Below are 23,203 nucleotides of genomic sequence, written 5' to 3'. Positions count from 1 at the left end.
AAGTTTCCGCGCGTCCCCTGGTAGAGTGTTTTGATTTTTAAGCAAATGCGCTGATTACCAAATGGTGCGCTTCACCGCGTGCCATAACATCTTTTGTGAACAAGATCAGGAATCTGGTTTTTGATCATACTGTTATTTATTAGACAGTTGGTGTGGTTTGCAATGAACTATCAATCTGGGGACGAATTTTTAAACAACCTGCCGCTGATTTTGGCGGGGCCAATGTTACAACATACGGAACCCGAATCAGTTACGGTCTGGGTGGCACTCAAACAGCCTTGCCAGGTAAAACTCAAGGTTTACGAGACAACAAATGACGGTACGGTGTTAGGAAATTGTTTGTTGGCGGGAAGACGCTCTACTGTTGCCTTGGGAAAATCGCTTCATATTGTGGCGGTAACGGCTCGGTCTACGGGTAAAGATCACTTGAGTGGCGATGGCGAAACGCCCGCTGGAAGCGATGGGCTACGCCCCGCCAAAGGCGATGGGCTACGCCCCGCCAAAGGCGATGGGCTACGCCCCGCCAAAGGCGATCGCATCTATGCCTACGACCTCCAGTTCACTGACCAGACCTCCCAAATTCAGCAAACGTTGTCCCAAGCCTTGTGTTCAAGCCGTTTCACCACTGTCAACATCAGCTATTTTGAACATCAAAAACCAACATTTGTCCTGCCGGCGCGCCGTCTCGAAGATTTGCGAATTGTGCATGGTTCCTGTCGCAAACCCCACGGTGATGGGTTCGATGCGCTGCCCATCCTCGACTGCTTAATCGAGAATACTGCAAACCAGCCAAAACAACGTCCCCAACAACTTTTTCTCACTGGTGACCAGATTTATGGAGATGATGTTGCCGACCCGTTATTGTGGGTGTGCAGTAACTTAGGTGATGCGCTGCTGGGCTGGGAAGAACAGTTACCGGTGGCTCAGACTCAAGCTTCAGATGTCGCTTATTACACGCCAAAGCAGCTGCCTCCCGGACATCGGGCTGAGATTGCAACTAACCAAGCTGGCTTCACGGCAGGATTACAAAATAAACGCGCTAAGGTTAACAGTCATCTTTTGGGACTTGGCGAGTATTATGCATCTTACCTTTTAGCTTGGTCGCCAGTCTGTTGGCCAACCACTTGGGCTAAGGGACGGGAAATGATGAATACTCGCAAAGCAAGTCGGCGGTGGGATCGAGAAGTTGGGGAGATGCGGCAATTTATTCACACCCTCTGGAAAGTGCGGCGCGCCCTCGCCAATATTCCTATGTACACCATCTTTGATGACCATGATGTCAGTGATGATTGGAACCTCAACCAGGCTTGGTGTCTACGAGTACTGGGGCGACCTTTGGGGCGACGAACTGTACAAAATGCGCTGTTAGCTTATGCAGTTTTTCAGGCGTGGGGCAATACGCCGGGGCAATTTGAAGCTGGTAAACCTGGTGAAAAATTATTGGCGGCTGCTGAGGACTGGTCTAATTCTCAAGGAATGCAGACCGAGGCTTGTAATGCGATCGCTAACTATGTAGGAATGCCAGCCAACAACCCACTCACTGGACTACCTGAGTTTGTTGAAGACGGACCCGTTTTGGTGCTAGCTCGACACCCTGAGGCACTCACTTGGCATTATACGGTACGCTGCTATTGCCATGAAGTGATTGTTTTAGATACGCGCACATGGCGGGGCTACCCTGCTGATCAAAAACCAACTGCGCCACCAATGCTACTATGCCCGCAAGCTTTCGAGCGCCAACTCTCCCAGCCTCTACAACAATCTCAGATTCCAGCGACATTGGTGATTGCACCGACAAATCTATTTGGCTTGCAAATAATTGATCAGATTCACCACTGGCAGTTGCAGCGCGATCAAGTGTTTTCTACGGATGTGGGAGATTCTTGGAACGTTCATTCTGAAGCATTGGCGCAATTTATCAATACTTTGTTTGAGCAACGCCAACAAGTCGTTGTCCTCTCAGGCGATATTCACTACGGTTCTGTTGTCCGCATGTCTCATGCTAGTACGTCTCCAGATTCTGAAGCCAAATCTGTCTTAGTGCAGTTAACTGCTAGTGCATTAAAAAATGAAGAGACTTTGACTCGACTCGTCCATACAAGACTGAAAGACTGGCTTTTAAGAGAAAAAGTGCGCCGTTGGCTCGGCTGGTCTCATCCACCTAATATGGTAGAGGTTTCAAGGAGACAATCCCGCCGCCGTCAGCCGCAAGTTAACCCCGACTGGAATTGTGCGCTGGAGTGGATTCCTCGACAAAGCGCTCGTACTCCTGATTTTGGCGCCAATGTACCGTGGCTAATGACTCCCCGACAAAAAGCAAAAAACGACAAATGGCGATCGCTACAGTGTCTAATGTTCTGGAAATATCCCTGGTTCCAAGACGGACGAGAAGCGGTCGGATTAAATAATTTAGCTTTAGTTCACTTTGAGTTGGCAGATACTCAGAGCGCTGACAAAGTTATTCAAGATATGTACTGGTTTTCTTCTTGGTATCCTACTCAAATTGTTTATAGCCGCTTTGAGAGCCAACTTTCACCTAACCAGCGTCTAGTTTGAACGTCTTTTGCCTACTACAGAGATAGTTCTTTAAGGTAGATTCTCCCCGGAAAAAATCTGGAAGTCCTTATCCCATTTGCCGCGCCATGAGCGTAGCAAATAAACCATGCCGATTCACTAACTGATCAAACTTACCCTGCTGGACAATTCGACCTGCTTCCAGCACATAAATTCGGTCAGCGTTGCGAATGGTGCTGAGGCGATGGGCAATAACTATCCGTGTTACCTGCAACTCATCTAAGCTTTCACTAACTATCGCTTGGGTGCGATTATCTAAAGCGCTAGTAGCTTCATCAAAAATCAGGATTCTCGGATTTAATACTAAAGCACGGGCGATTAACAGTCGTTGTCTTTGTCCACCAGAAAGGTTTGAACCTCCTTCAGAAATGACTGTATGCATCTCCATCGGCATTGATTGAATATCATCGGCAAATCCAGCCCGCTGTGCAGCTTTCCAAGCTTCGTCCATTGTCACCAATGCACCGCTAGCAATATTGTCATAAATCGAGGCGCTATTAATTCGACCGTTTTGCAATACAACACCAATTTGTCGGCGGACTGCCGAGATATCTATTCCTGATAAGTCTTGACCATCATAGTATACAGAGCCATTTTCTGGAGTTTCAAACCCCAATAATAGGCGAATAATTGTTGATTTCCCGCTGCCAGATGGCCCGACTAAGGCAATAAATTCTCCTGGTTCTGCCTGAATTGTTACATCATCTAAATTCAAGACACCATTTGCCCGATAACGAAATGTGATGTGCTCGATTTTGACTTGACCCCTTAACCGCCCAGGATCGGTTTTGCTGAGGTCGATTTCTGGTTGAGCATCAAGAATCGGCTTGGCCCGTTCCCAGAGAATGCTGATGTCTGCAATGTTGACTAGAGTATTACTCAGCTTCGTGGCGCCGCTGATAAAGATCACAAATGCTGTATTAAATCCGAGGAATGTGCCTGTAGATAATCCTGTTTTTCCCGGAACTTGAGTTTGGGAAATCAAGAATACGGCAACGCAAAAAATCATGATCGAGCTGACGGTTGGCATCATTGTATTAAATACAGCTAATACGTCTTCAATCAACTCTGTACTCAGCTTGAGTTTTAGTTGCCGACTGTACTTTTTTGCCCAATGGGCAAATGCCCTGTCTTCTGCACCGGTGACTCGCAGTTTAGATACTCCATCAATCATCTGCACGGTGAGTCCGAAAATATCTCCTTCTAATTCTTCTAATGGACGCATTTTCTGGCGGGTAAACACGCCGGAGACGGTGGTGATGATGATGGTCAGTGTTGCTACTGCTAGAGCAACTAAAGCCAGCATTGAATTGTAGAAAAATAACAGTCCTAGGTTGAGGAGGGAGAAAAAGCTGGTGAAAATTGTCCGCAGTACAGTATCGCTGAGTTTCTGGCGAATCTGAGTGATGGCAGAGACACGAGATTGTAAGTCTCCAATGGAATATTCTCGAAAGAAGGAGACTTTGAGGTTTAACAATCTATCCCATAGTGCTGCTTGGGTGTCGGTGCTGGTTTTGCTTTCTAATCTCAGCAGGGCAAACCCTTGAGCTAGTTCAAAAACCATTGTGCCAAAACTAGTTGCTAATAGACCAAATCCGATCTGCGTTAATAAGCTTCGGTCGGCATCAGGAATGGCTGAATCGATTAAGATGGCAGTTGCTTGGGGAACTAACATCCCTAACAGAGCAGCGACGACACCTGTCAGCAGGATGATTATTAGTTCTCTAATCTGCCCATGTACGGCAAATTGTAAGAAATCAAGAACTTTTAAGTATTTATCTGGTAGGGGGCGATAGAACATGTAGGCACTGGGAGCCAGCATCCTCGCAGTGCGATCGCTAATTGGGATGCGAGCATGATTCTCTGGGTCAAATATTTCGTACTTGTCTGCTGCTACTGGTAGCACTGCCACAGGACGGTTATCAGCATTAATGTATGCCAGTAGGGGGCCACAATCTTTTTTCCACCATTGGTCATTCAGCAACACCCGTCGGATGCGAATTCGGGATGCTCGTGCGATCGCTTCCAGTGGTTCTTTAATCCGCTGCATATCTTCTGAACGCGCCGGCGGTTGGATCTTAATTCCTAACGCCCGCCCCACGGCTCCTGCTGCCATCAGCAGAGATGTACCTTCCTCGATCAATTCAGCTTGCTTTGGCTTCAGAACTGATGCCAAGGCTCCCAAGGCACTCACTGTTACCTGACGGTTGAGTTTTTCCCGTTCTTGAAATTGAGTCAATTTCGCTGCTAATTCTTCCTGTTGCCGTTGAGCCAGAACTGCAATAAAATCCCTGTGAAGTTCACTCAGTATAGTTTGGATGCTTTCCCAAGTTTGAATTTTGTCAGGATTGAAGATAACTGGTGGGATGACTAGATGATGATCACAGATATGTGCACACCAAGTCCGAACCGACGCTAGCAGTTTTTCTGCCTCATCTTTGCCCACACTCATCCATTGCTCACAGTCTTGGGGCGTTAGCTGCAACAGCACCGTTTCTGCCATCGCTACTGCCAGGATTTGATAGAAATTGCCCTCCGAGGTTAAAGTCCCTGCGATCCCGAACAGCGCTTCCCCAGCTTCCACAGTGAATAGATAACGCCGTGACTCCTCAATCCCTAGTTTACTGGGAACGACAAATAGTGCGATCGCACCCGACTCAATCCGCCAACCTATTTGTGGATCGTCCAATATTAAGGACTGGCTACCTTCGAGCCGTAACTGGGAATCTCTCATCTGGGTTTATTTTCGCAACGGTTGTGTAACAAAATATCAATAAAATTTTGATATAAATTAAGCTTTCTGTTTAAGGTTGTGAGGCAAAAATAACTTAAACATCTTTGACAGCTAACCTCAGAGGATGTTTGAAAAGTTGTTTGTGATAAATATAACACTCGTAGATCCCCCTCAATCCCCCTTTTTAAGGGGGACTTTAAGAGTTTATTGCCCCCCTTTTTAAGGGGGTTTGGGGGGATCTCGATCAATTTTGATACTTTTCAAACATCCTCTCAGCCTAAAGTCTACTTTTTGGCAAACTTATCTAACTTATTTTTCCAATAAACGTATCCTGCTCAATTCTGCTTCCACTGTTGGTGGAATGCTAGTAAAGCGAATATAAAAACTATCAGTTTCATCTGGTTTTTCTAAAATTTTACCATATATATCTTCGCTATCTTCCGCATTTTCAGACATAAAAAAGTTAAGTTTAATGTTAGTTAGTGGCTGTAAAACCACAGCGGATGCAGTCGATTCCGAGCAGATTTGTGCTCCCTTGGCTGAAAGCTTAACTAACTTACCCTTAATTACGGTGCCATCCACATTCTTACCATCCAAGACCGTATAATTTAGCAAAATTGCTGTCGGCAAGTTAAAAAACACTTCTTCTTCTTCTTTAGGAAGATAAAGGTTGTAGTTTCCAGCAATTCCCCCAACATCATAAATTGTTATCGGTAGCTTCACCCCTTTTGCTTGTACCTCCCTTTGTCCAATAATTTCGACAATTGAACCAGCTTCATTAATGGTTGATTCCGAAACAAAAATTTGTCCGCCGACAGTATAAGATTCAATCCGATAAGTCAAATTAACTTGATGACCGATAATCCCATATTTAGTACGTTTATCAGAGCCAATATTACCTACTATCACTTCAGCAGTATTAATCCCAATGCCCATTTCCAATTGTGGAAATCCCAGTTGCTGTATTTTTTCGTTCACAGACTTCATTGCTAACTGCATAGCGACAGCGCAAGCAATGGCTCTAGTGGCATCATTTTCTCTCGCAATCGGAGCGCCGAACAAAACTAAAATCCCATCGCCCATAAACTCATCAATAGTTCCTTGATACTGGGTAATCACATCCGCCATATATCCCAGATAAAGGTTAATAATTTTAATCGCTTCTTCAGCCAGTAATCGTTCAGCCGTAGCTGTAAAACCTCGGAGATCCGAAGTGAGCATGGTAATTTTTTTGCGTTCGCCGCCAAGTTTAAGACCTTCAGGATTTTCCAGCAAATTGGCGACCACTTCTTTAGTTAGATAACGACCAAAAGTTTTACGAATCTCCCCTGCTGTGTGCGCGACATAAGCAGTCACACCGAGTGCCGACCCAATTAATGTTATTAATGGTGGAACTACTGGAATCCACCAACCTGTAAGAAAAGCCAGATAACTAACACTTACAAGACAGCACCCCGAAAGCATTATACTCGCAATAGGTAATAGCGATCGCTTCTTAGAACTGCCACTATATCTTTGTTGCCAAATTAAGGTTGCACCAATCAATGACCAACTCAAAATCCACAACCATTCCTGGGGCTTACTCCAAGTCTTAATTAAAGAACGATTATCTAAAGTAGCGCTGATAATTTGGCTGATAGCATTGGCATGAATCGTTACTCCAGCCATCCGTTTAGGTGCTGTTAAAATAGTGCTACTGTAAGGTGTATAAAATAGGTCTTTCAGACTTTCAGATGTGGGGCCAATCAAAACAATCCGCCCACGTACTAAGTCTTTAGGAATGCGGTTATCTAACACATCCATCACGGATATGCGTTGAAAGCGCTGAATAGAACTGCGATAATTTAGCAGTACCTGATAACCTTGGTCTTCAGCCCGGATATAACCACCATCATTCCCTTGAAATAATGGGAAAATTACATCACCTGTTTTTACTAAATAATCTTCTGTTTGCCCAACAGAAATATTTCGCTCATTGAGATAAAGATAGGCAAGTTTAAAAGCAAAACTAAACACATTTTCGCCATTTTTATCGGCTAAATAAATTAAGCTACGCCGCACTTTACCATCGCCATCTAGCGGAAAATCATTGGCTCCAACTTGTCCCCGCTTTTTTAACACTGGAGGTGGAGCAACAGCAGAACTATCGATACTTTCGGCGACTTTCTGGATACCAATTAAATTTGGTGTAGACTCAAACACTTTGACTAACGACTGATGACCAGGTTGCACTGGTAAATCTCGATAAAGGTCAAGACCAATAGCGCTTGGTTTTTGTTGTTTCAAATTCTCTAAAATTTTTGCCAGCATGCCATCAGGAAGCGGCCACTGTCCACTTTTTCCCAGTGTTTGAACATCTGATTCATTAATTTCCACAATGACAATGCGCGAGTCAACAGCTTCCGGAAACCGCAGCAGAAACATTTGATCCAGCGCTGCCAATTCCAACATTTGCAGCAGTCCAGTTAAGCGCAATATCAGCACAAATGCTCCCATACTCGGAGCAGCGATGAAGATACCGCGCCATTGCCAAAGTTTTCGTTTGAGTTGACTCCACATAAATTACTTAGGGAATACCAAAAAATAAATTATCCAGTAATCATAGATTTGTAGGGACACAGCAATGCTGTGTCCCTACCGATTGGATATTTTTTAAATTGGAAGTCCCTTATTATTGGATGTGCAGCTATTAACCAGCGGTTCTGCAACTACATTTTTTAACCCTACAGAGCTTAATAATGCTTGCCAATTAGCGAATACTGTGCGTTCTTTGGGGGAAGTACAACGTTGCTGGACTACAGTATTCAGAGCTTCGTGCCAAATACCGGCTGTGGCGTAAACGCTTGAAAGTTGCTTTGAATCTGTGGTCGCTAGCTTGATCAACAGTTCTGGAGTGGCTTTGGTTCGTTCTACCCACCCGGAGACAATCAGCTTTTCATCTGTTTCTTCAGGACGGCAAGCGATCGCTAAATACCACTGATACTGTTTACCAACTTCCAGGCTTGGCGCATTGGATGGGAGACTAAACCCGATAATTCCCGGTTTGCTAGGAAGCGCAAAAGTCGTTTCATAGACTATATCTCCCTTGTTATCTAGTAGTGAAAATTCCGCAGTTTGTGCAGTAATTTGTGGCACAAACCAGTAGAAATTTGGGCGCTCACTCAGGGTCAAGCCCAATTTTTTCTGAGGTATTAAGGGGGTTAACACCTTCTTACTTTGTTGAGTACAGGAACTACGGGTTCCTCCTCCAGCAGTAGTCATGGGCGTTCCCCGATTCGGTGGGATAAAATTTTGACTAATCTTCCAGTTCTTAACTGCCGGTGAAACTGTTAAACTTAGCTGCGATTCAGCTTCAGCCAATCCGGGGAAAGCAGAAATAATCGATAATCCTAGAGAGAAGGGAACTGTTGTCAGATGCAGAACTTTATTTATCCAAGTCATATTAAGTCCAGTTAATTATTTGTTAATTATTTGTAAATCTATTTCACTTTTATTCTGGGTATGCTGTAGGAATTGATATTATACGGTAATAATTAGTATTCAGCTTGACATGATATTATAAGCGAACTTTCTTTTGGTTAATAGTATTTGCTGATATAAATTAATACTGATACTTGTACAAGTAGGCTAATAAAAGTTGCAACGACTACCTAGTATCAACAGTATGCCCGCTGTGAAGCAAAAACGGTTGTGTTGAAAACAACTAGGCGGGATAGTCAAGAGAGTACTCTATTCTTCTCAATGCACTGCCGATGTCTTAGTATTATCGGGTGCAAACAGTGTCACTATTAACCCGAAGTCATGCTCTTATTAGATAAGTAGAAAGGCATAAATAAAGATAACTATGTAAACAAATTTGAAATATTCTAAAACCCTCTTGCCCATTACCCATTACCCATTACCCATTACCCATTACCCATTACCCATTACCCATTACCCATTACCCATTACCCATTACCCATTACCCATTACCCATTACCTAATCCCAACGACCAATATTTACGCCCACCTACTTATTCTCTCATAAACAGCTTGAATACTATGCTCAGACAAATTCTAGCTAATTTTCCTAATTTTGCTACCTTCAAGGAAAGTGACATTGATTGGATGCTCCGTGTGGGCAAAGTCATCGAGTGCCATACTGGTGAACTTTTAATTCAAGAAGGTCAATTGACCATTGATCAACTGTACATTTTATTAGAGGGAGAATTAACAGTTTTTGTTTCCCAAGCAGGAGGCGTAGACGATGGGCAAGAAATCGATCGCATATCTCCTGGCAAGATTGTGGGCACTTTATCTTTTATAGATGATCGTCCCTCTTCTAGCACTGTTATTGCTCTAGAAAACTCACGAGTGTTAGCTCTGCCAAAACATTTGTTGCTCAAAAAGCAGGAGCAAGATACAGATTTTGCTGCTCATTTTTATCAAATGCTTTCTGTCTCGCTGTCGCAGCAGTTACGGAGTCTTTCTGATTTCTTGGCAAAGCACAACGTAGTTCCGGGGGAGCCACTACGAAAAGTTTTATTTGTATTTGCCATCTTGAATGATGGTGATATTGATTGGATGATTGCTCAAGGAAAAAGTCAGAAAGTAACTCCGGGTACAGTGCTGATTGAGCAAGGAAAACCCGTTGAGGCAGTGTATATTTTATTAGATGGAACATTGGGAATTTTTGTTTCTACTCAACAGAGTGAAATTGCCCAAAAAGAAATCGCTAAATCATTCAAGGGGGAAATTTTAGGAGAAATGTCTTTTGTGGAAACTGGAATTGCTTCTGCTACAGTTAAGGCATCAGAATTTTCTTTATTGCTGGCATTACCACAGCCAATATTAGCTGAAAAATTGAAGCAAGATACAGGATTTATGGCACGCTTTTATCGAGCGATCGCTGTAGTTTTGGTGGATCGCCTGCGGGACAGACTATTACGGCGTGGGTTTGGCAAGCTGGCTGATCAACTAAACCAACTATTAGCAGAAGATATCGAAGTTGAAGATGAACTCAACTTAGATACTTTAGACAACACAGCCCTAGCTGGAGCTAGATTTGATTGGATGATTAAACGTCTTAACAGACAACGTTAAACAATTCAAAATTCAAAATTCAAAATTTTGTGTGGTGAAGAGAATACATTACCCATTACCAATTACCAATTACCAATTACCAATTACCGTTCATGGCTGAAAATAGAGACAGTATATTTCGCAAGGAGTCACTAGAGCGTTTATCGTCTCCAGAAAGACTGGATCAGCTAATGCAGGTAGTTAGTCCAAAGGATTGGATACCCTTGGCTACTCTGGGCGGTTTAGTGGTGCTTGGGTTAATTTGGAGTATTTTTGGACGCATTCCCATCACGGTGATTGGCAAGGGGGCGCTAATTCGACCTTATCGGGTGATGACTTTTGAGTCCCCGATATCTGGTCAATTGAAGACTTTGAATGTCAAGACTGGTGAATGCATCGAAAAAGGACACATATTAGCCACAATTGACCCCACGGAACTCAAGCAGCAATTGCAGTCCCAGCGTTCAAAAATGTCGCAATTGCAGACACAAGAGCAATATATGCAGTTGATTCAACGACAACGCACCGATACGGAAAAAGTGGCGATCGCATCTGCCAAAGCTAGTTTAAACCAACGGTTGCAGGATACTCAGGCGTTGACACCTGCATTTTATGAAAAAGGCTTAAATGCCATTAGACAACAGCGAATTAGTTTGCAGCAACGCCTAAATGATACATTAGCTCTTGCACCCATACTCAAAGATAGATTGTTTAAGCGTCAGCAACTCTTAAATGCTGGAGCAATAGCCAAAGATACGGTTTTGCAAGCAGAGCAAGAATATAAACAGGGACTCCAAAGTGTATATGATATCAGAGCGCAACTGAAGCAGTTAGACGTGAGCGAGACAGAAGCTCAACAAAGATACTTAGGAAATCTTAGTTCTGTGGGCGATCTTCAAGCTCAATTGAAAGAACTGGATACAAGAAGTAAACGTCTAGAACAAGATACTTTGGTCGATCTCAATATTAGACTCAATCAAATTCAAGAAGTTAATCGTGCGATCGCACAACTCGAAAAACAAGTAGCAGAAAATAGCCAAATTGTCAGCGTTAACAGTGGCTGCGTACTAGAAGTTACAGCTTTTGAGGGACAAGTTGCTAGCCCGGGAACTCGGATTATGACACTGAACACCGGCGGTAAAGACACCTCACTGATTGCTGTCTCCTACTTTGACATCAAAGATGGTAAGCAGATTAAACCAGGAATGACCGTGCAAATCACCCCCGACTCTGTGAAGCGAGAACGCTTTGGTGGCATTGTTGGCAAGATTACCTCTGTTTCCCCCTTACCTGTGACGAAAGAAGGTGCTAATTCTGTTGTTGGCAATTCTGACTTAGTGGCAAAACTCATGCCGACTGGAGGAGGTGAAATAGAAGTACGTGCAGAAATGGAAATAGATGCATCTACATTGAGCGGTTATAAATGGTCTTCTTCCAAGGGACCAGAATTAAACATCTCTGCTGGCACAACTACCAGTGTTCGGGTGAAAGTGACAGAGCAAGCACCAATTACTTATGTCTTGCCTATTTTAAGAGAATTTACAGGTATTAACTAAACTTATTTTAGGGGATGATCTTGTGCAATTGATTCAGAAATTATTATCCTCAATTCAAAATCTTAATCCCTTCATCAAAAAAGCATCTACGTCAAACCTAGGCAAAGAGCAAGGCAAAATTCCCCCACGTGTCAAAACTCCTACCCTGCTACAAATGGAAGCTGTAGAGTGTGGTGCTGCCGCTTTAGGAATTATTTTGGCTTACTATCGAAAAATAGTGCCTCTAGCAGAACTACGGCAAAATTGCGGTGTTTCTCGTGATGGTAGCAAAGCTTCTAATATGATCAAAGCTGCCAGAAACTATGGAATGCAAGCAAAAGGTTTTAAAAAGCAATTGGCACAATTGCAAGAACTACGTCCACCATACATTGTATTTTGGAATTTTAATCATTTCTTAGTAGTAGAAGGATTTAAAAAAGATTGGGTTTATCTCAATGACCCCGCCACAGGTTCACGCAGAGTATCAACTCAGGAATTCGATGAAGCCTACACAGGGGTTGTACTGGTGATGGAACCAGGAACAGATTTCCAAATAGGAGGTCGGAAACCTAGCCTGATCGGCTCACTTTTAGACCGCTTACAGGGTTCTGTGGCAGCTATTTTATATTGCTTATTAGCGGGATTCTTTCTCGTTATTCCTGGTTTAGCTTTACCAGTATTCAGCCAGATTTTTGTTGATAATATTCTGGTAGAAAACCGCACCGACTGGTTGCGCCCGCTGGTTTTGGGTATGACAATAACTGTGATAGTGCAAACATTACTGACATTAATCCAACGGCGCTTTTTGAGACAACTCAATATCAAGTTATCAGTAGAAATGTCTGGTAAATTCCTGCACCATATTCTGCGGTTACCAGTAGGGTTTTATGCCCAAAGGTTTGCCGGAGAAATTAGCAATCGCGTGATGATTAATACTAAAGTTGCAGAAATTCTCTCCGGTCAGTTAGCCAGAACTGTAATTGATGTAGTGATGGTGGTTTTTTATGCCCTGGTAATGTTGGCTTATGATAGCGTTCTCACGATTCTTGGCATCTGCTCGGCAGCAATTAATATTTTGGTATTGCAGGGCATTTCCCAGCAGCGTCGGGATATTTATATGCGAATGATCCAAGATCAAGGTAAAGTTGCGGGGACAGAAATTGCTGCTCTCCAGAGCATGGAAACTATTAAAGCATCAGCATTAGAGTCTGATTTTTTTTCCCGTTGGTCTGGTTACTATACAAAATTTATTAACGGTCAGCAATCCTTAGGTATTACCAATCAAATACTCGGCATTTTACCGACATTTCTCACAAATTTAACTTCCCTTTTAGTTTTAATTATGGGGGGATTACGAGTGATGGATGGACACCTCAGCATCGGCATGTTAGTGGCTTTCCAAAGCTTAATGCAAAGCTTTCTAAATCCAGTCAATTCTTTAGTGATTTTTGGTAGTAGCCTACAAGAACTAGAAGGAGACCTCAATCGTCTTGATGATGTTTTGCGGAATCCCACAGATCCTGAATTAGCAGCCAAACCGCTACAAGATGGATCATTTTTTCAACTCAAGGGATATGTAGAGTTAAAAAATGTCACATTTGGCTATTCTCAGGTAGATGGTCCGTTAATTAAAGACCTGAGTTTTCAACTAAAACCAGGACAGCGGGTAGCCCTTGTAGGTGGTAGTGGTTCTGGTAAATCTACAGTCGCCAAATTATTAGCAGGACTTTACCACCCTTGGTCAGGAGAAATTCTTTTTGATGGTATTCCTAGAGAACAAATTCCTAGAGCGGTATTGTCTAATTCACTGGTGATGGTAGAGCAGGAAATCTTTTTGTATGCTGGTAGCGTCCGAGATAATCTCACCTTATGGGATGAGACAGTGTCGAATTACCAGTTAGTGCGAGCTGCCACTGATGCGGCAATTCATGAAGTTATTCTGGCTTTACCGGGAGGATATGAGGGGAACTTACTTGAGGGTGCTGTCAATTTAAGTGGGGGTCAGCGTCAGCGCCTAGAAATTGCTCGTGCTTTAGTGAATGATCCAGCAATTTTGATTATGGATGAAGCAACTAGCGCTCTAGATACAGAAACAGAAAAAATTATTGACCGTAATTTAAGGTTGCGGGGTTGTTCTTGTATTATTGTGGCGCACCGCTTGAGCACTATCCGCGACTGTGACGAAATCATTGTTCTGGAACAGGGTCAAGTGGTGCAGCGTGGTACTCATCAAGAGATGTTACAGACTGGGGGGTCTTATGCGCGGTTGCTTCAGTCGGAAAAATCGAGTGTGTTGCTGTAGGTTTGTGGCTCGGTTTTTGATGCTAACTTGCTTAAATCCTGGAGATTACAGCTGCGCGATCGCATCCTTGATTGCCCTGAGGACATTTTCAGTTCAAAAGTACTATAAATTTCCTGCTCAAGTTTTGGGTGGGTGCGCTTATATTTAATGTACATCAATCACCATAAAGGTTTGGAGTTTCGCACCGCGAACTAGTCTAAACTCCAGTTATAAAACTTCTGTTAATTTTCTTAAGTATCCTGGCTTTTTGCTGGACTAATCTGGACTAATCTTTAATAATATTTTCATCGAAAATTAACCTTAAATTTACCATCAGCGTTTATTCCACCAATTAATGGCACTAGCTTTAAGTGGTCGTGTAGACAGAACAAATCGTTAAAATGTTACATCGAAGTATCTTCGGAGGGCATACCTGTGTCACAAACCTAATTTTCAACCGGCGAAATGCGAGATTTAACACTGGGTGATGAATAATAAAGGGATAGAAAGTTATGAAGATGATAGATCGACTGAGATCTACAGTTCTATTAAGTCCTAATGACATAATTACTTTACATAAGCACTGCGTACTTGGCGAGAAAGTCTATCCTGAACTTGTTGAGGAACATAATCTCCGTGCTGTACACGTATACAAGCGTTTCTCAGGTAGAGAAAACAAGGATAGCTTTAGAAAATTTTTGCTTGCCAGATTAAGGGCATCATGGACGACAAGCTATGGCAGCGAACAATCTGATAAGTTTACTAAATGGTTCTGCCAGTTGGTAGAGACGGTTAACGAAGAAGGAGCGATAGTATTTGCAAACCTTATAGCAAATACATCCTTCGCAGAATTAGTAAAGCAGTATGATCAATTAATGTCTGAGTGTGGAAGCACTGGTCTAATTCATTCTTACCTGAACCTGAGAAATCATCCGGAGTTTCTTGAGAATCATTTATTTAAAAGTGCTTTTTTACACCCTCTTGTCATCGGGGTTATAGCTTACCAAATCGGTGCACCAATAAGAATCGTCGATGCACGAGCGAAAGATGCAGAGCCAATAGTTGTTTGCGCTCAAGATAATATGTTGCATATCGACAATACGCCCTTCAATGATGAATACAAGGTATTATTAACCTGGGAAAAACACCAAGTATCAGGACCCAAAGGACAAAACTTCGTTTATCTCCCAGGGACGCACAAGGGTGCTAGGAATTGTTATGTAACCGAAGATGGAACGATCTGGTCAACCGAAAACGCTTCTATTTTTGTTACGAATAATTCAATCGAACAAGCTTTAGAATTCCAAAAAAAAATTAAGAATAATCTATTACCTAGCGTAGTAGAAGTGTCCAATGATAATGAGCCAACAACAATTGTTTTTGCAGCAGGCTCTTTAATACATCACAGGTTTCGCACTATTGAAGGACACTCTAGAAGCTCATTAATCATAGCTTTCCACTCTGCTTTCGATAATCCAGGTGGTCTACTAGAAGAGCCTTTACCAAATATGTCCGATTTCTTGCAGCAAATTCTTGTTAGACAAGAGCAGAGCAACGGAGATTTGTTCATCTCTGTGCTCACAGCCCAGTCTCATTCTATTGCTGATGCAATTGAGCAAATTTTTGAACCAGCACTTGATGGTGTAAAACTAATTGAGCAACAAACCAAACAATTATCGAACAAACAAGTTCAAGCGTGGAAAGAAGCTGTGCTGAACTCACCTGAAATTGAAGAACTTAAGTTCTCTTCTGAGTTTATTCTGTTTGGTGAAGAATTAAATATTGACGAATTTGTTCGACTTGTAGTTGAAAACATGATGTTCTATGACAAGCATGGACCACTGGATTTGATCTTGTATGCAAATGCCAAAGAGGAGATCAGAAAGTGGTCTAGGAATAGAATAAGGGAAATGAGACTACCCGACTTGGAGCAGCGGCTTTTCAAGTGGACTGGAGAGATAGCTCAACCCCAAATTTCTCATATCCTGTCTCCGCCTGACTTAGTAAGATGCTCAAAGACTATTCTTCGTTGGTGTAGTGAGGCAGCAAAACAAAATTACTCTTCCGTAAACTTAAATTTTGGTGATCGGATTACTTGTTCTGAAGCTGTTGCTTCATTATCTCAGCTCGTCAGTGATCTTTGTGAGTCCATTATGCGCTGTTACTCGTTTCAAAATTACGTATCAACTAGCCTATTTCTGTTCTGGGCATGCGATGAGTGCATAAAGCTGATTCCCTCCAGTGATTTAGACTTGAGAGACAATGGCGGGACAATACTTAGGAGTTACATTGCTTCATCAATAGTACATCAGCAGATCTACAAATGGGAATGTTCAAAAAAATCAAAGGCATGATAGCTTTTCAGTCACTTCTAGCTTTGTTGTTGTGCTTTGAGGTAAATATTGACCTTTTAGGACAAGATATACCTCACAATTAATAGAGAAGAGTAAGGGACTTCCAGAAATTAAATTATTCAATTTTGGAAGCGAAGATGATTATTAGATTCTTCCCCTACGCCCCCTGCTTCCCATGTTCGCCAAAGCGATGGAATATTTTTTTAGTTGGAAGTCCCTAACGCTCTTCTATCACTCTAGGCAGAGGAAAATAAGAAATCTTCAGATTCTCAGGTATTTGGAATAGCACCTCGCATTCGATTCATCAATGCAATTAGTGTTATAAATCCAATCAATAAATGCGAAACTGGAAAAACTCTGAGCCAAGGTTTTAGTAAATTAAAGAATATGAAAGGTTGAATGACTAAGCGTAAATTGTTGAGTATTCTCTATCTCAATTTTCTCTCAAAGATTACCTGTATATTCCCCAGGGCGGCAACCGCAAAGGAGAAATCCGCCAGTATCTTAATCTGATAATTACCATGCTGCTGGCTGGACTGTGGCACGGTGCCAACTGGACGTTTGTGGTGTTTGGTGGACTGCATGGGGCGTATCTGTGCCTTGATCAGTGGTGGCGTAAGCAGGGGATTTCCTTACCAAAGTGGTTGGCATGGAGCGTGACTTTTATAGCTTTGTTGTTCATCTGGGTGTTTTTTCAGGCACACAGCGTCGGGGATGCGATCGCACTTTGGCAAGCCATAGTAGGGTTGAAAGGAATCGTGCTGCCCTTTAACCCACAGGGTTACTTTTCTGTGTTAACCCACTTCGGGGTACAGTTGCAGGAGTTGAGTTCCCTCACCTACCTGCCGCGCTCTGAGGAACAGGATTTACAACGTCAAGTTGACAAGCAAGTAAACAATAAGTATTCCCTGGCAAAAGGTGGGTAAAGCCGGATAATGCCTTGCCGACGTTAGACCGCAACAACAACGGCACCATTGACAACATCACCTAACTGTTCGGCAGTAATGATTCCTATTGCGCTCCAGAGTCTAATTTTGCGCGGACCATTATTTTTGTCCAAAGTCCAAAAATTAGGTAAAAAAGCAATAAATATTTTTAAAATGAAAACTTTCATATTCGTCTGGGCTGGTCAGTTAATTTCCTTAATAGGCTCTAGTCTGACAGGTTTTGCGCTAGGAGTATGGGTTTACCAAACTACAGGGTCAGTCACCAACTTTGCTCTGATTGCTCTGTCTCAAACTCTACCTTTGGTAGTAATTTCCCTTGTAGCTGGTATTATAGTTGATCGCCACAGCCGACGCTGGGTGATGATTATCAGCGACTTTGGCAGTGGTTTATGTACTCTGGCGATCGCCATATTGCTAGCTACTGGTAATCTGCAAGTATGGCATATATATTTAACTACAGCAATTAGTTCCTCCCTCAGTGCTTTTCAGTGGCCTGCCTATGCAGCGGCTACTACTCTATTGATTCCTAAAGAGCAGTTGAGTCGCGCTACTACAATGGTAGGTTTGGGAAGTAGTATAGCTCAACTCATTGCTCCCTCACTAGCTGGAGTATTACTTGGCATAGTAGGACTGCGGGGTGTTATTGTAGCCGACTTCGTTACCTTCGGCTTTGCAATGATCACTTTACTCTGTGTTAGCTTCCCAGAACTAGAAACTATTACTACAGGCTCACAAGAAAGGCGTTCTTTATGGGAAGAACTAGTCTATGGCTTAATGTATATTACCAACAGACCTGGATTACTGGGACTATTGATTTACTCCGCTACAATTAACCTGTTTTTAGGAATCGTAATGGTACTGTTACAACCCTTAATACTCTCTTTCTTCACACCCATACAGTTAGGCATTATCGAATCTATCCGTGGTTTCGCTATGCTGATGGGCAGTTTCCTGATGATTGCTTGGTCAGGACCAAAGCATCGTGTTATGGGGATGTTTGTTAATATTATACTGTCAGCGGCAGCCATTATAATGTTTGTATGGCACAGTTCTATGTTAGTTATGTGCTTTGGCGCATTTCTGTTCTCTTTCGGTGTGCCGATTTACCGTACTTGCTCCCAAACGATCTGGCAAATGAAAGTTGCACCGGAGGTTCAGGGAAGAGTCTTTTCTTTAAAACGAATGGTATCTTTGTCAAGCCTGCCTTTGGCTGCTCTGATTGCCGGACCGATAGATGAGTATATTTTTGAACCTTTAATGGCTGTCGATGGTTTCTTAGCAGGAAGCCTAGGACAAATTATTGGAGTAGGTTCAGGTCATGGCATTGACTTATTATTTATCGTCTTAGGCTTTTTGTTAATATTGTCAACCTTTTTTGCTTATCTCTATCCCCCTCTGCGGCAAGTAGAAGATGAACTGCCTGATGCTATTTTGGTATCAGAAGCACAAGTCAACTTTCAAGATGGACTTGTAAATAATGGAGAATCTGCGTAGCAGCTTAGAAGCAATTTTGACGCGAATCGGATGCTGTTGGCGAAGTCAAAAGTAGACAGGAGTTCTGTAGAGTGTCACTCTAAGATTGGCACTATATATAGCCAGGATCGTAAGGGATATGTCACTCAAACCGCAACCCATCAGTCCTGTGCCAGAGGAATTAGTTTAGTACAGTAGAAAAGGTTTTCTCGGGCGTTAATGATCTGGTTATGCTTCTAAGAACCCTTTTATTGTCTCGATAGAAATGCCAATGACAGGGTGATCAAATATTGCTTTTAATGCCTCTGTACCTCCTGCTTTTGAGGCACTAATTAGCCGCTGTTTGAGCGTTGGATTCTCCTTAATTTTTTGTTTGATAGCATCAATTGCAATTGATTCCTTGTTAGTTACAGGAATTTTATTAACTGACTCTAGTACAGGTAGGCGGAAATAAACAGACCATATATGTGGGAGAATAAATGATCAGGTTAAAATTATGGATTGCCTGAATACTCACCAGTCTCAATCATTGGTGCGCCTGGTTGCAGAAAAAGAAGGTTTGGATATTGACTTGGGTATTAAGGGTCAAAGTGGCATCCTCAAATCTATGAAATCCCGTGCGGCTTTTTTAAGTGACCCAGCACATCGAATTATTTTTCATTACACACCCAAACATTCTTCGTGGCTTAATCAAATTGAAATTTGGTTCAGTATTTTGGTTCGCAAGTTACTCAGAAGAGCAAGTTTCCTTAGTTAGGATGATTTGAAAAATAGAATCCTCCAGTTTATCGACTATTTTAATCAAACAATGGCTAAATCTTTTAAGTGGACATATAATGGCAAAATTTTGGCTATTTAATAGTCTGTTTATTTCCGCCACCCTGTAATAGTTGGTTTACTTAAACTTTTGAATTAGAATATTTATATATTTACCTAGATTTCAGTTAGTAGATAATTATTAAGGTTCTACTTGATTGCGAGGGCGTTTAAAAAAATACTGCTTCCATAGTATTTTAAAATTTGTAAATTTGCTCTTGATTATCGATTTCATTCACAGGTATTGCGCTTAAATGTATCTAAAATATTGGATTAGTCCACCACCTGTTCTTAATTCCGTAGATGTTAAGTCAAGAAAAGAAAGGTTGACAAGATAAGCTGGCTTAAAGCAGCATTACTGCATATTACCAACAAAAAAACATGGTTCTCAACAACATCGACCGTATCGAAGCACCACCAGCAGATGTGTTTTACCGAGAGTATATCCTGACCCAACGCCCGGTAATTATCACCAACTTCTTTGAAGATTCATCACTGCGTCAGATGGATACCCTAGAGAAGGTAAGAACAGGACTCACTGATATACCAATTCAAATTTGTCCAAATTACATTGCTCATTTGCTAGATTCAACATCAGCCGATGTTCAGCGAATGATGAACTTAGGCGCATATCTTGACTTTTTACAAGCACAACCTACCAGTCTTGATATCTGTGCTGAGTATCCTACACCCCAAAAGCTGCTTGAGTTATTGCCCCTTAACTCATACCAAGACTTAGGTGATGGTAGCGATCTCTACTCCAATATGTTTGTCGCTGGGAGCCATAACTATGCTCATTTACATTATGATGCTGATCAGCGTAATGTCTTGTTGTTTCAAGTTTTTGGCACAAAGCGATTTGTACTGATTCATCCGCGTGAAACTCAAAAGCTAGATGCCATTGATCAGTCTAATCTGTGCCGTACAAGTGGCATTTTTTTAGAGAAGATGTCAGAAGCGGAAAAAACAGATTTTCTCCGATATACCAATGCATTTGATGTGGTGCTTCACCCCGGTGAAACCATTTTTATGCCGATGATGATCTGGCATTATATTGAATATTTGGAACCTGCTATGTCGATTGCTTATCGTTTGGGGCGCAATGCTTATAATCGTCGATTGGCTGAACTTTTTCGAGCACCTTCGGTTGATGTTCAGTCCCTTTCACTGTTACTAAGCGATGAGACAGAAGTTCAGTCACATCATCTAGAATGGTTGAACAGGTTAGAGGCCGTAAGCCATTCATTCTATGAGAGTGAAAGCGATCGCCAGGCGGCTTTAAACTATCTATGCTTAATGATTCGTCAGCAATATCTTGGCCTTGAGCCTGTGAAGAATATTCGGGAGTTGAGAAGACGTGAAGCGATTCTTAAACAAGTTGCTGGTTTGAGATGACTAATAAATTAAATTCAACTCAACAGGACTGGGAAAACGGGCAGTGGGTGCAACTCAATGTGGGACTTGTCAGGCATCAGGAGGGGGCACTACCGAGCGCTCGTGCCCTTTTTGCTCAAATCGCACCCCTGGTGACTCACTGGCGGAACAGTGGTTTGCTGCGCTGGTTCTTCTTTATGAGAAAACCCCCAGATGTCCGGCTGCGGTTTTTTATAAAAGTGGAGCAGCAAGAGGTGATGGGCAAGAGCACCCGCATCGCGATCGCAGAACTCTCCGATCTCATGTATACTCTTGAGCGTGAGAATTTTATTAATCTATTTTTTTTTAGCGACTATCAGCCGGAAACAGAGCGATTTGGTGGGCTTGCAGCCATGAAGTGGGTTCATCAACACTTCGACGTAGACACTTCAATGTGGCTGATCCTTGACTATCTCTATCGAGATAACCTGAGTGTTATCCCCAAAGACTTACTTTTAACAACTTTGTCGAATGATCTGTTTACCCGTGGCCTGTTAGATAAGGTATCTATGCAGGCAGCTTGGCGCAGCTTAGGGGCTTTGATTCCCGCACCTCCTGGAACCACAATTCCCGCAGTTGAACTGTTTTCTATTGAAACTTTGTGTAAATCTCGATGCGTTAAAGGGCAAGAAGCAGATGTATTGCAACTATACGCGACAGCTAACGACGTTCTGGCTAAGGAATTAGTTAATCTCCAGGATATTGGTCAATTGACTCAGAATCTGGCTGATATATTCGCTACAGTGGCGATGTTTAATTTTCACCGCCACGGGTTCGATTGGCGTCATTCAGGCAGGCTGATTGAAGCTATACTCCGAACCCTTTAAACAAAGGGACTTCCAATTAAAAAAACATCCCAAATTTTCTTGTGGGATGGGTGTCCCCACACTTACAATATTCCGGGCGGGCTAGAAGCCCACCCCACAAGATGGATAATTTATTTCTTGGAAATCCCAAAGAAGATAAGAGCATGAAAGTCTTACTTTGTCGCTATTGTTAAATTTTAATGCGCCGACTTTCAAACAAAATAACGCTGTGTATCTGATTTTTATTCCGTCACAAAATTTTACCAAAACTGTCTAGACAGCGGAGTACACTTTAAGTAATTATTGTATTGATTAATCTAAAACTTAAGCAATTAATCTGTTGTACCTGTTGTCTAAGGATTGGGAAATAACACTTATCAAGTTAATTACCCAGGTTTAGATTTAGCTACCTAGCTCCAGATGCTCAGAGAAACGCCAATCATCCTATTTTGAGGAAAGTGCATAATGTCTCAGCAAAGTTTTGTTGAATACCATGAAAATTTTTTAACGCAACCAGCAAATGCGGCGCTGCGTCAGGCTTTGGATGCTACTGAAGCAGATGAGTTTGGTCAATTAGCTGTTGAACAAGGTAAGGCCAACGGTTTTGATTTTACCCTTGATGACGTGAAAGCCGTGATGGTTTCCACCGAAAGAAAGGTTCTAGGTTTGTCAACTTCTGCTCCATCTGTGAATATCCGTTCTCTCAATAGTGTTAACGGTATTAAAGCCAGACCAACTAACCGGGAATTGTCAGAACAAGAGTTGGAAAGTGTGGCTGGTGGAGCAATCGGCACAGGAAGTACAATTATGTGTTGCTGGTAGTTTTGATTTAAGCTTGTGGTCCGAGTCCGAACTCAGGTAGTAACTGAGGGCGTTGCTAAACTAAGGTATGTTCTAGGCTGGTAAAGAAACAGAACGATATTTGAGGTAGTGCAATCACAATTGAACAGAATGCCTCAGCATTTGCTCGGTTTTAGAGTAGCACAATGTTTTCTGATGGATAGGAACCAAATAGGGTCTCAAACGAGTTTTTTCATTAATCACAACAAATGTGATTATGTTAATTTTTTCGGTTCTTATGGTTATCAGAAGACCCACATCTTGGAAAATCCATCAGGATTCGCCTCAATTCATACTGCTATTATGCAACGCCTGACTGAGAAATAAAAGATTAAAGCACTTCCAGAAAATAAATGGAGGTGCTTACAT

The 23,203-nt window shown here is 42.3% G+C and carries 13 protein-coding genes and 2 pseudogenes; 11 read left to right on the top strand and 4 right to left on the bottom strand.

The window, feature by feature from the left end:
- The first annotated feature begins 162 nt into the window (after nt 1–162).
- Nucleotides 163–2,556 (top strand): metallophosphoesterase family protein, encoded by a 2,394-nt coding sequence (locus CYLST_RS20940; RefSeq protein WP_015209744.1) that lies wholly within the window; start codon nt 163–165, stop codon nt 2,554–2,556.
- A 67-nt stretch (nt 2,557–2,623) separates the two neighbouring features.
- Here CYLST_RS20940 and CYLST_RS20935 read toward each other — a convergent pair whose 3' ends face one another.
- The 3 genes from CYLST_RS20935 to CYLST_RS20925 all read right to left on the bottom strand — a co-directional run bounded on the left by CYLST_RS20935 (nt 2,624) and on the right by CYLST_RS20925 (nt 8,749).
- Nucleotides 2,624–5,308, bottom strand: a complete 2,685-nt coding sequence (locus CYLST_RS20935) for an NHLP bacteriocin export ABC transporter permease/ATPase subunit (protein WP_015209743.1) — start codon at nt 5,306–5,308, stop codon at nt 2,624–2,626.
- A gap of 309 nt (nt 5,309–5,617) precedes the next feature.
- On the bottom strand, nt 5,618–7,867 hold the full coding sequence (locus CYLST_RS20930; RefSeq protein WP_015209742.1) for a CHASE2 domain-containing protein: 2,250 nt from the start codon (nt 7,865–7,867) through the stop codon (nt 5,618–5,620).
- A gap of 93 nt (nt 7,868–7,960) precedes the next feature.
- Nucleotides 7,961–8,749, bottom strand: a complete 789-nt coding sequence (locus tag CYLST_RS20925; protein ID WP_015209741.1) for a DUF928 domain-containing protein — start codon at nt 8,747–8,749, stop codon at nt 7,961–7,963.
- Nucleotides 8,750–9,349: 600 nt separating this feature from the next.
- Between CYLST_RS20925 and CYLST_RS20920 the strand changes: the two genes are divergently transcribed.
- From CYLST_RS20920 to CYLST_RS20875, 10 genes and pseudogenes are all read left to right on the top strand, one after another.
- Nucleotides 9,350–10,390: a cyclic nucleotide-binding domain-containing protein gene (locus CYLST_RS20920; RefSeq protein WP_015209740.1), complete on the top strand. Its 1,041-nt coding sequence runs from the start codon at nt 9,350–9,352 to the stop codon at nt 10,388–10,390.
- A 92-nt stretch (nt 10,391–10,482) separates the two neighbouring features.
- A complete protein-coding gene (locus CYLST_RS20915) occupies nt 10,483–11,925 on the top strand; it encodes an NHLP bacteriocin system secretion protein (protein ID WP_015209739.1) in 1,443 nt (480 codons plus the stop codon).
- Nucleotides 11,926–12,079: 154 nt separating this feature from the next.
- Entirely contained in the window at nt 12,080–14,206 is a 2,127-nt protein-coding gene (locus CYLST_RS20910; RefSeq protein WP_041233787.1) for an NHLP family bacteriocin export ABC transporter peptidase/permease/ATPase subunit, read from the top strand.
- 491 nt (nt 14,207–14,697) lie between these two features.
- Nucleotides 14,698–16,539, top strand: a complete 1,842-nt coding sequence (locus CYLST_RS20905; protein ID WP_015209737.1) for a hypothetical protein — start codon at nt 14,698–14,700, stop codon at nt 16,537–16,539.
- A gap of 413 nt (nt 16,540–16,952) precedes the next feature.
- Nucleotides 16,953–17,465: an MBOAT family O-acyltransferase gene (locus CYLST_RS20900; RefSeq protein ID WP_157162716.1), complete on the top strand. Its 513-nt coding sequence runs from the start codon at nt 16,953–16,955 to the stop codon at nt 17,463–17,465.
- 174 nt (nt 17,466–17,639) lie between these two features.
- Nucleotides 17,640–18,980: an MFS transporter gene (locus CYLST_RS20895; protein WP_041233198.1), complete on the top strand. Its 1,341-nt coding sequence runs from the start codon at nt 17,640–17,642 to the stop codon at nt 18,978–18,980.
- 475 nt (nt 18,981–19,455) lie between these two features.
- Nucleotides 19,456–19,713, top strand: a pseudogene (locus tag CYLST_RS20890) (transposase); the annotation flags it as partial.
- A 443-nt stretch (nt 19,714–20,156) separates the two neighbouring features.
- Nucleotides 20,157–21,170: a cupin-like domain-containing protein gene (locus tag CYLST_RS20885; RefSeq protein ID WP_015209735.1), complete on the top strand. Its 1,014-nt coding sequence runs from the start codon at nt 20,157–20,159 to the stop codon at nt 21,168–21,170.
- Nucleotides 21,167–22,015 carry a thiopeptide-type bacteriocin biosynthesis protein gene (locus CYLST_RS20880; protein ID WP_015209734.1) on the top strand — a complete coding sequence of 283 codons (849 nt, stop codon included), beginning with the start codon at nt 21,167–21,169 and terminating at the stop codon, nt 22,013–22,015. Before CYLST_RS20885 ends, CYLST_RS20880 begins: the two co-directional genes overlap by 4 nt.
- A 444-nt stretch (nt 22,016–22,459) precedes the next feature.
- Complete coding sequence (locus CYLST_RS20875) at nt 22,460–22,816, top strand: Nif11-like leader peptide family natural product precursor (RefSeq protein WP_015209733.1); 357 nt, start codon at nt 22,460–22,462, stop codon at nt 22,814–22,816.
- Between the two features lie 114 nt (nt 22,817–22,930).
- Here the strand turns inward: CYLST_RS20875 and CYLST_RS34715 are convergent.
- Nucleotides 22,931–23,038: pseudogene (locus CYLST_RS34715) on the bottom strand (IS1 family transposase); the annotation flags it as partial.
- Nucleotides 23,039–23,203: the final 165 nt, after the last annotated feature.

It is taken from the genome of Cylindrospermum stagnale PCC 7417, assembly GCF_000317535.1.
Taxonomy (GTDB): Bacteria; Cyanobacteriota; Cyanobacteriia; order Cyanobacteriales; family Nostocaceae; genus Cylindrospermum; species Cylindrospermum stagnale.
This window is presented reverse-complemented; position numbering and strand designations above follow the sequence as displayed.

What these genes read in the sequence shown, in the direction of transcription:
- CYLST_RS20930 (WP_015209742.1), bottom strand. Translation starts at nt 7,867, where the DNA reads ATGTGGAGTCAACTCAAACGAAAACTTTGGCAATGGCGCGGTATCTTC.
- CYLST_RS20880 (WP_015209734.1), top strand. Translation starts at nt 21,167, where the DNA reads ATGACTAATAAATTAAATTCAACTCAACAGGACTGGGAAAACGGGCAG.
- CYLST_RS20920 (WP_015209740.1), top strand. Translation starts at nt 9,350, where the DNA reads ATGCTCAGACAAATTCTAGCTAATTTTCCTAATTTTGCTACCTTCAAG.
- CYLST_RS20935 (WP_015209743.1), bottom strand. Translation starts at nt 5,308, where the DNA reads ATGAGAGATTCCCAGTTACGGCTCGAAGGTAGCCAGTCCTTAATATTG.
- CYLST_RS20925 (WP_015209741.1), bottom strand. Translation starts at nt 8,749, where the DNA reads ATGACTTGGATAAATAAAGTTCTGCATCTGACAACAGTTCCCTTCTCT.
- CYLST_RS20910 (WP_041233787.1), top strand. Translation starts at nt 12,080, where the DNA reads ATGGAAGCTGTAGAGTGTGGTGCTGCCGCTTTAGGAATTATTTTGGCT.
- CYLST_RS20915 (WP_015209739.1), top strand. Translation starts at nt 10,483, where the DNA reads ATGGCTGAAAATAGAGACAGTATATTTCGCAAGGAGTCACTAGAGCGT.
- CYLST_RS20940 (WP_015209744.1), top strand. Translation starts at nt 163, where the DNA reads ATGAACTATCAATCTGGGGACGAATTTTTAAACAACCTGCCGCTGATT.
- CYLST_RS20885 (WP_015209735.1), top strand. Translation starts at nt 20,157, where the DNA reads ATGGTTCTCAACAACATCGACCGTATCGAAGCACCACCAGCAGATGTG.
- CYLST_RS20875 (WP_015209733.1), top strand. Translation starts at nt 22,460, where the DNA reads ATGTCTCAGCAAAGTTTTGTTGAATACCATGAAAATTTTTTAACGCAA.
- CYLST_RS20905 (WP_015209737.1), top strand. Translation starts at nt 14,698, where the DNA reads ATGAAGATGATAGATCGACTGAGATCTACAGTTCTATTAAGTCCTAAT.
- CYLST_RS20895 (WP_041233198.1), top strand. Translation starts at nt 17,640, where the DNA reads ATGAAAACTTTCATATTCGTCTGGGCTGGTCAGTTAATTTCCTTAATA.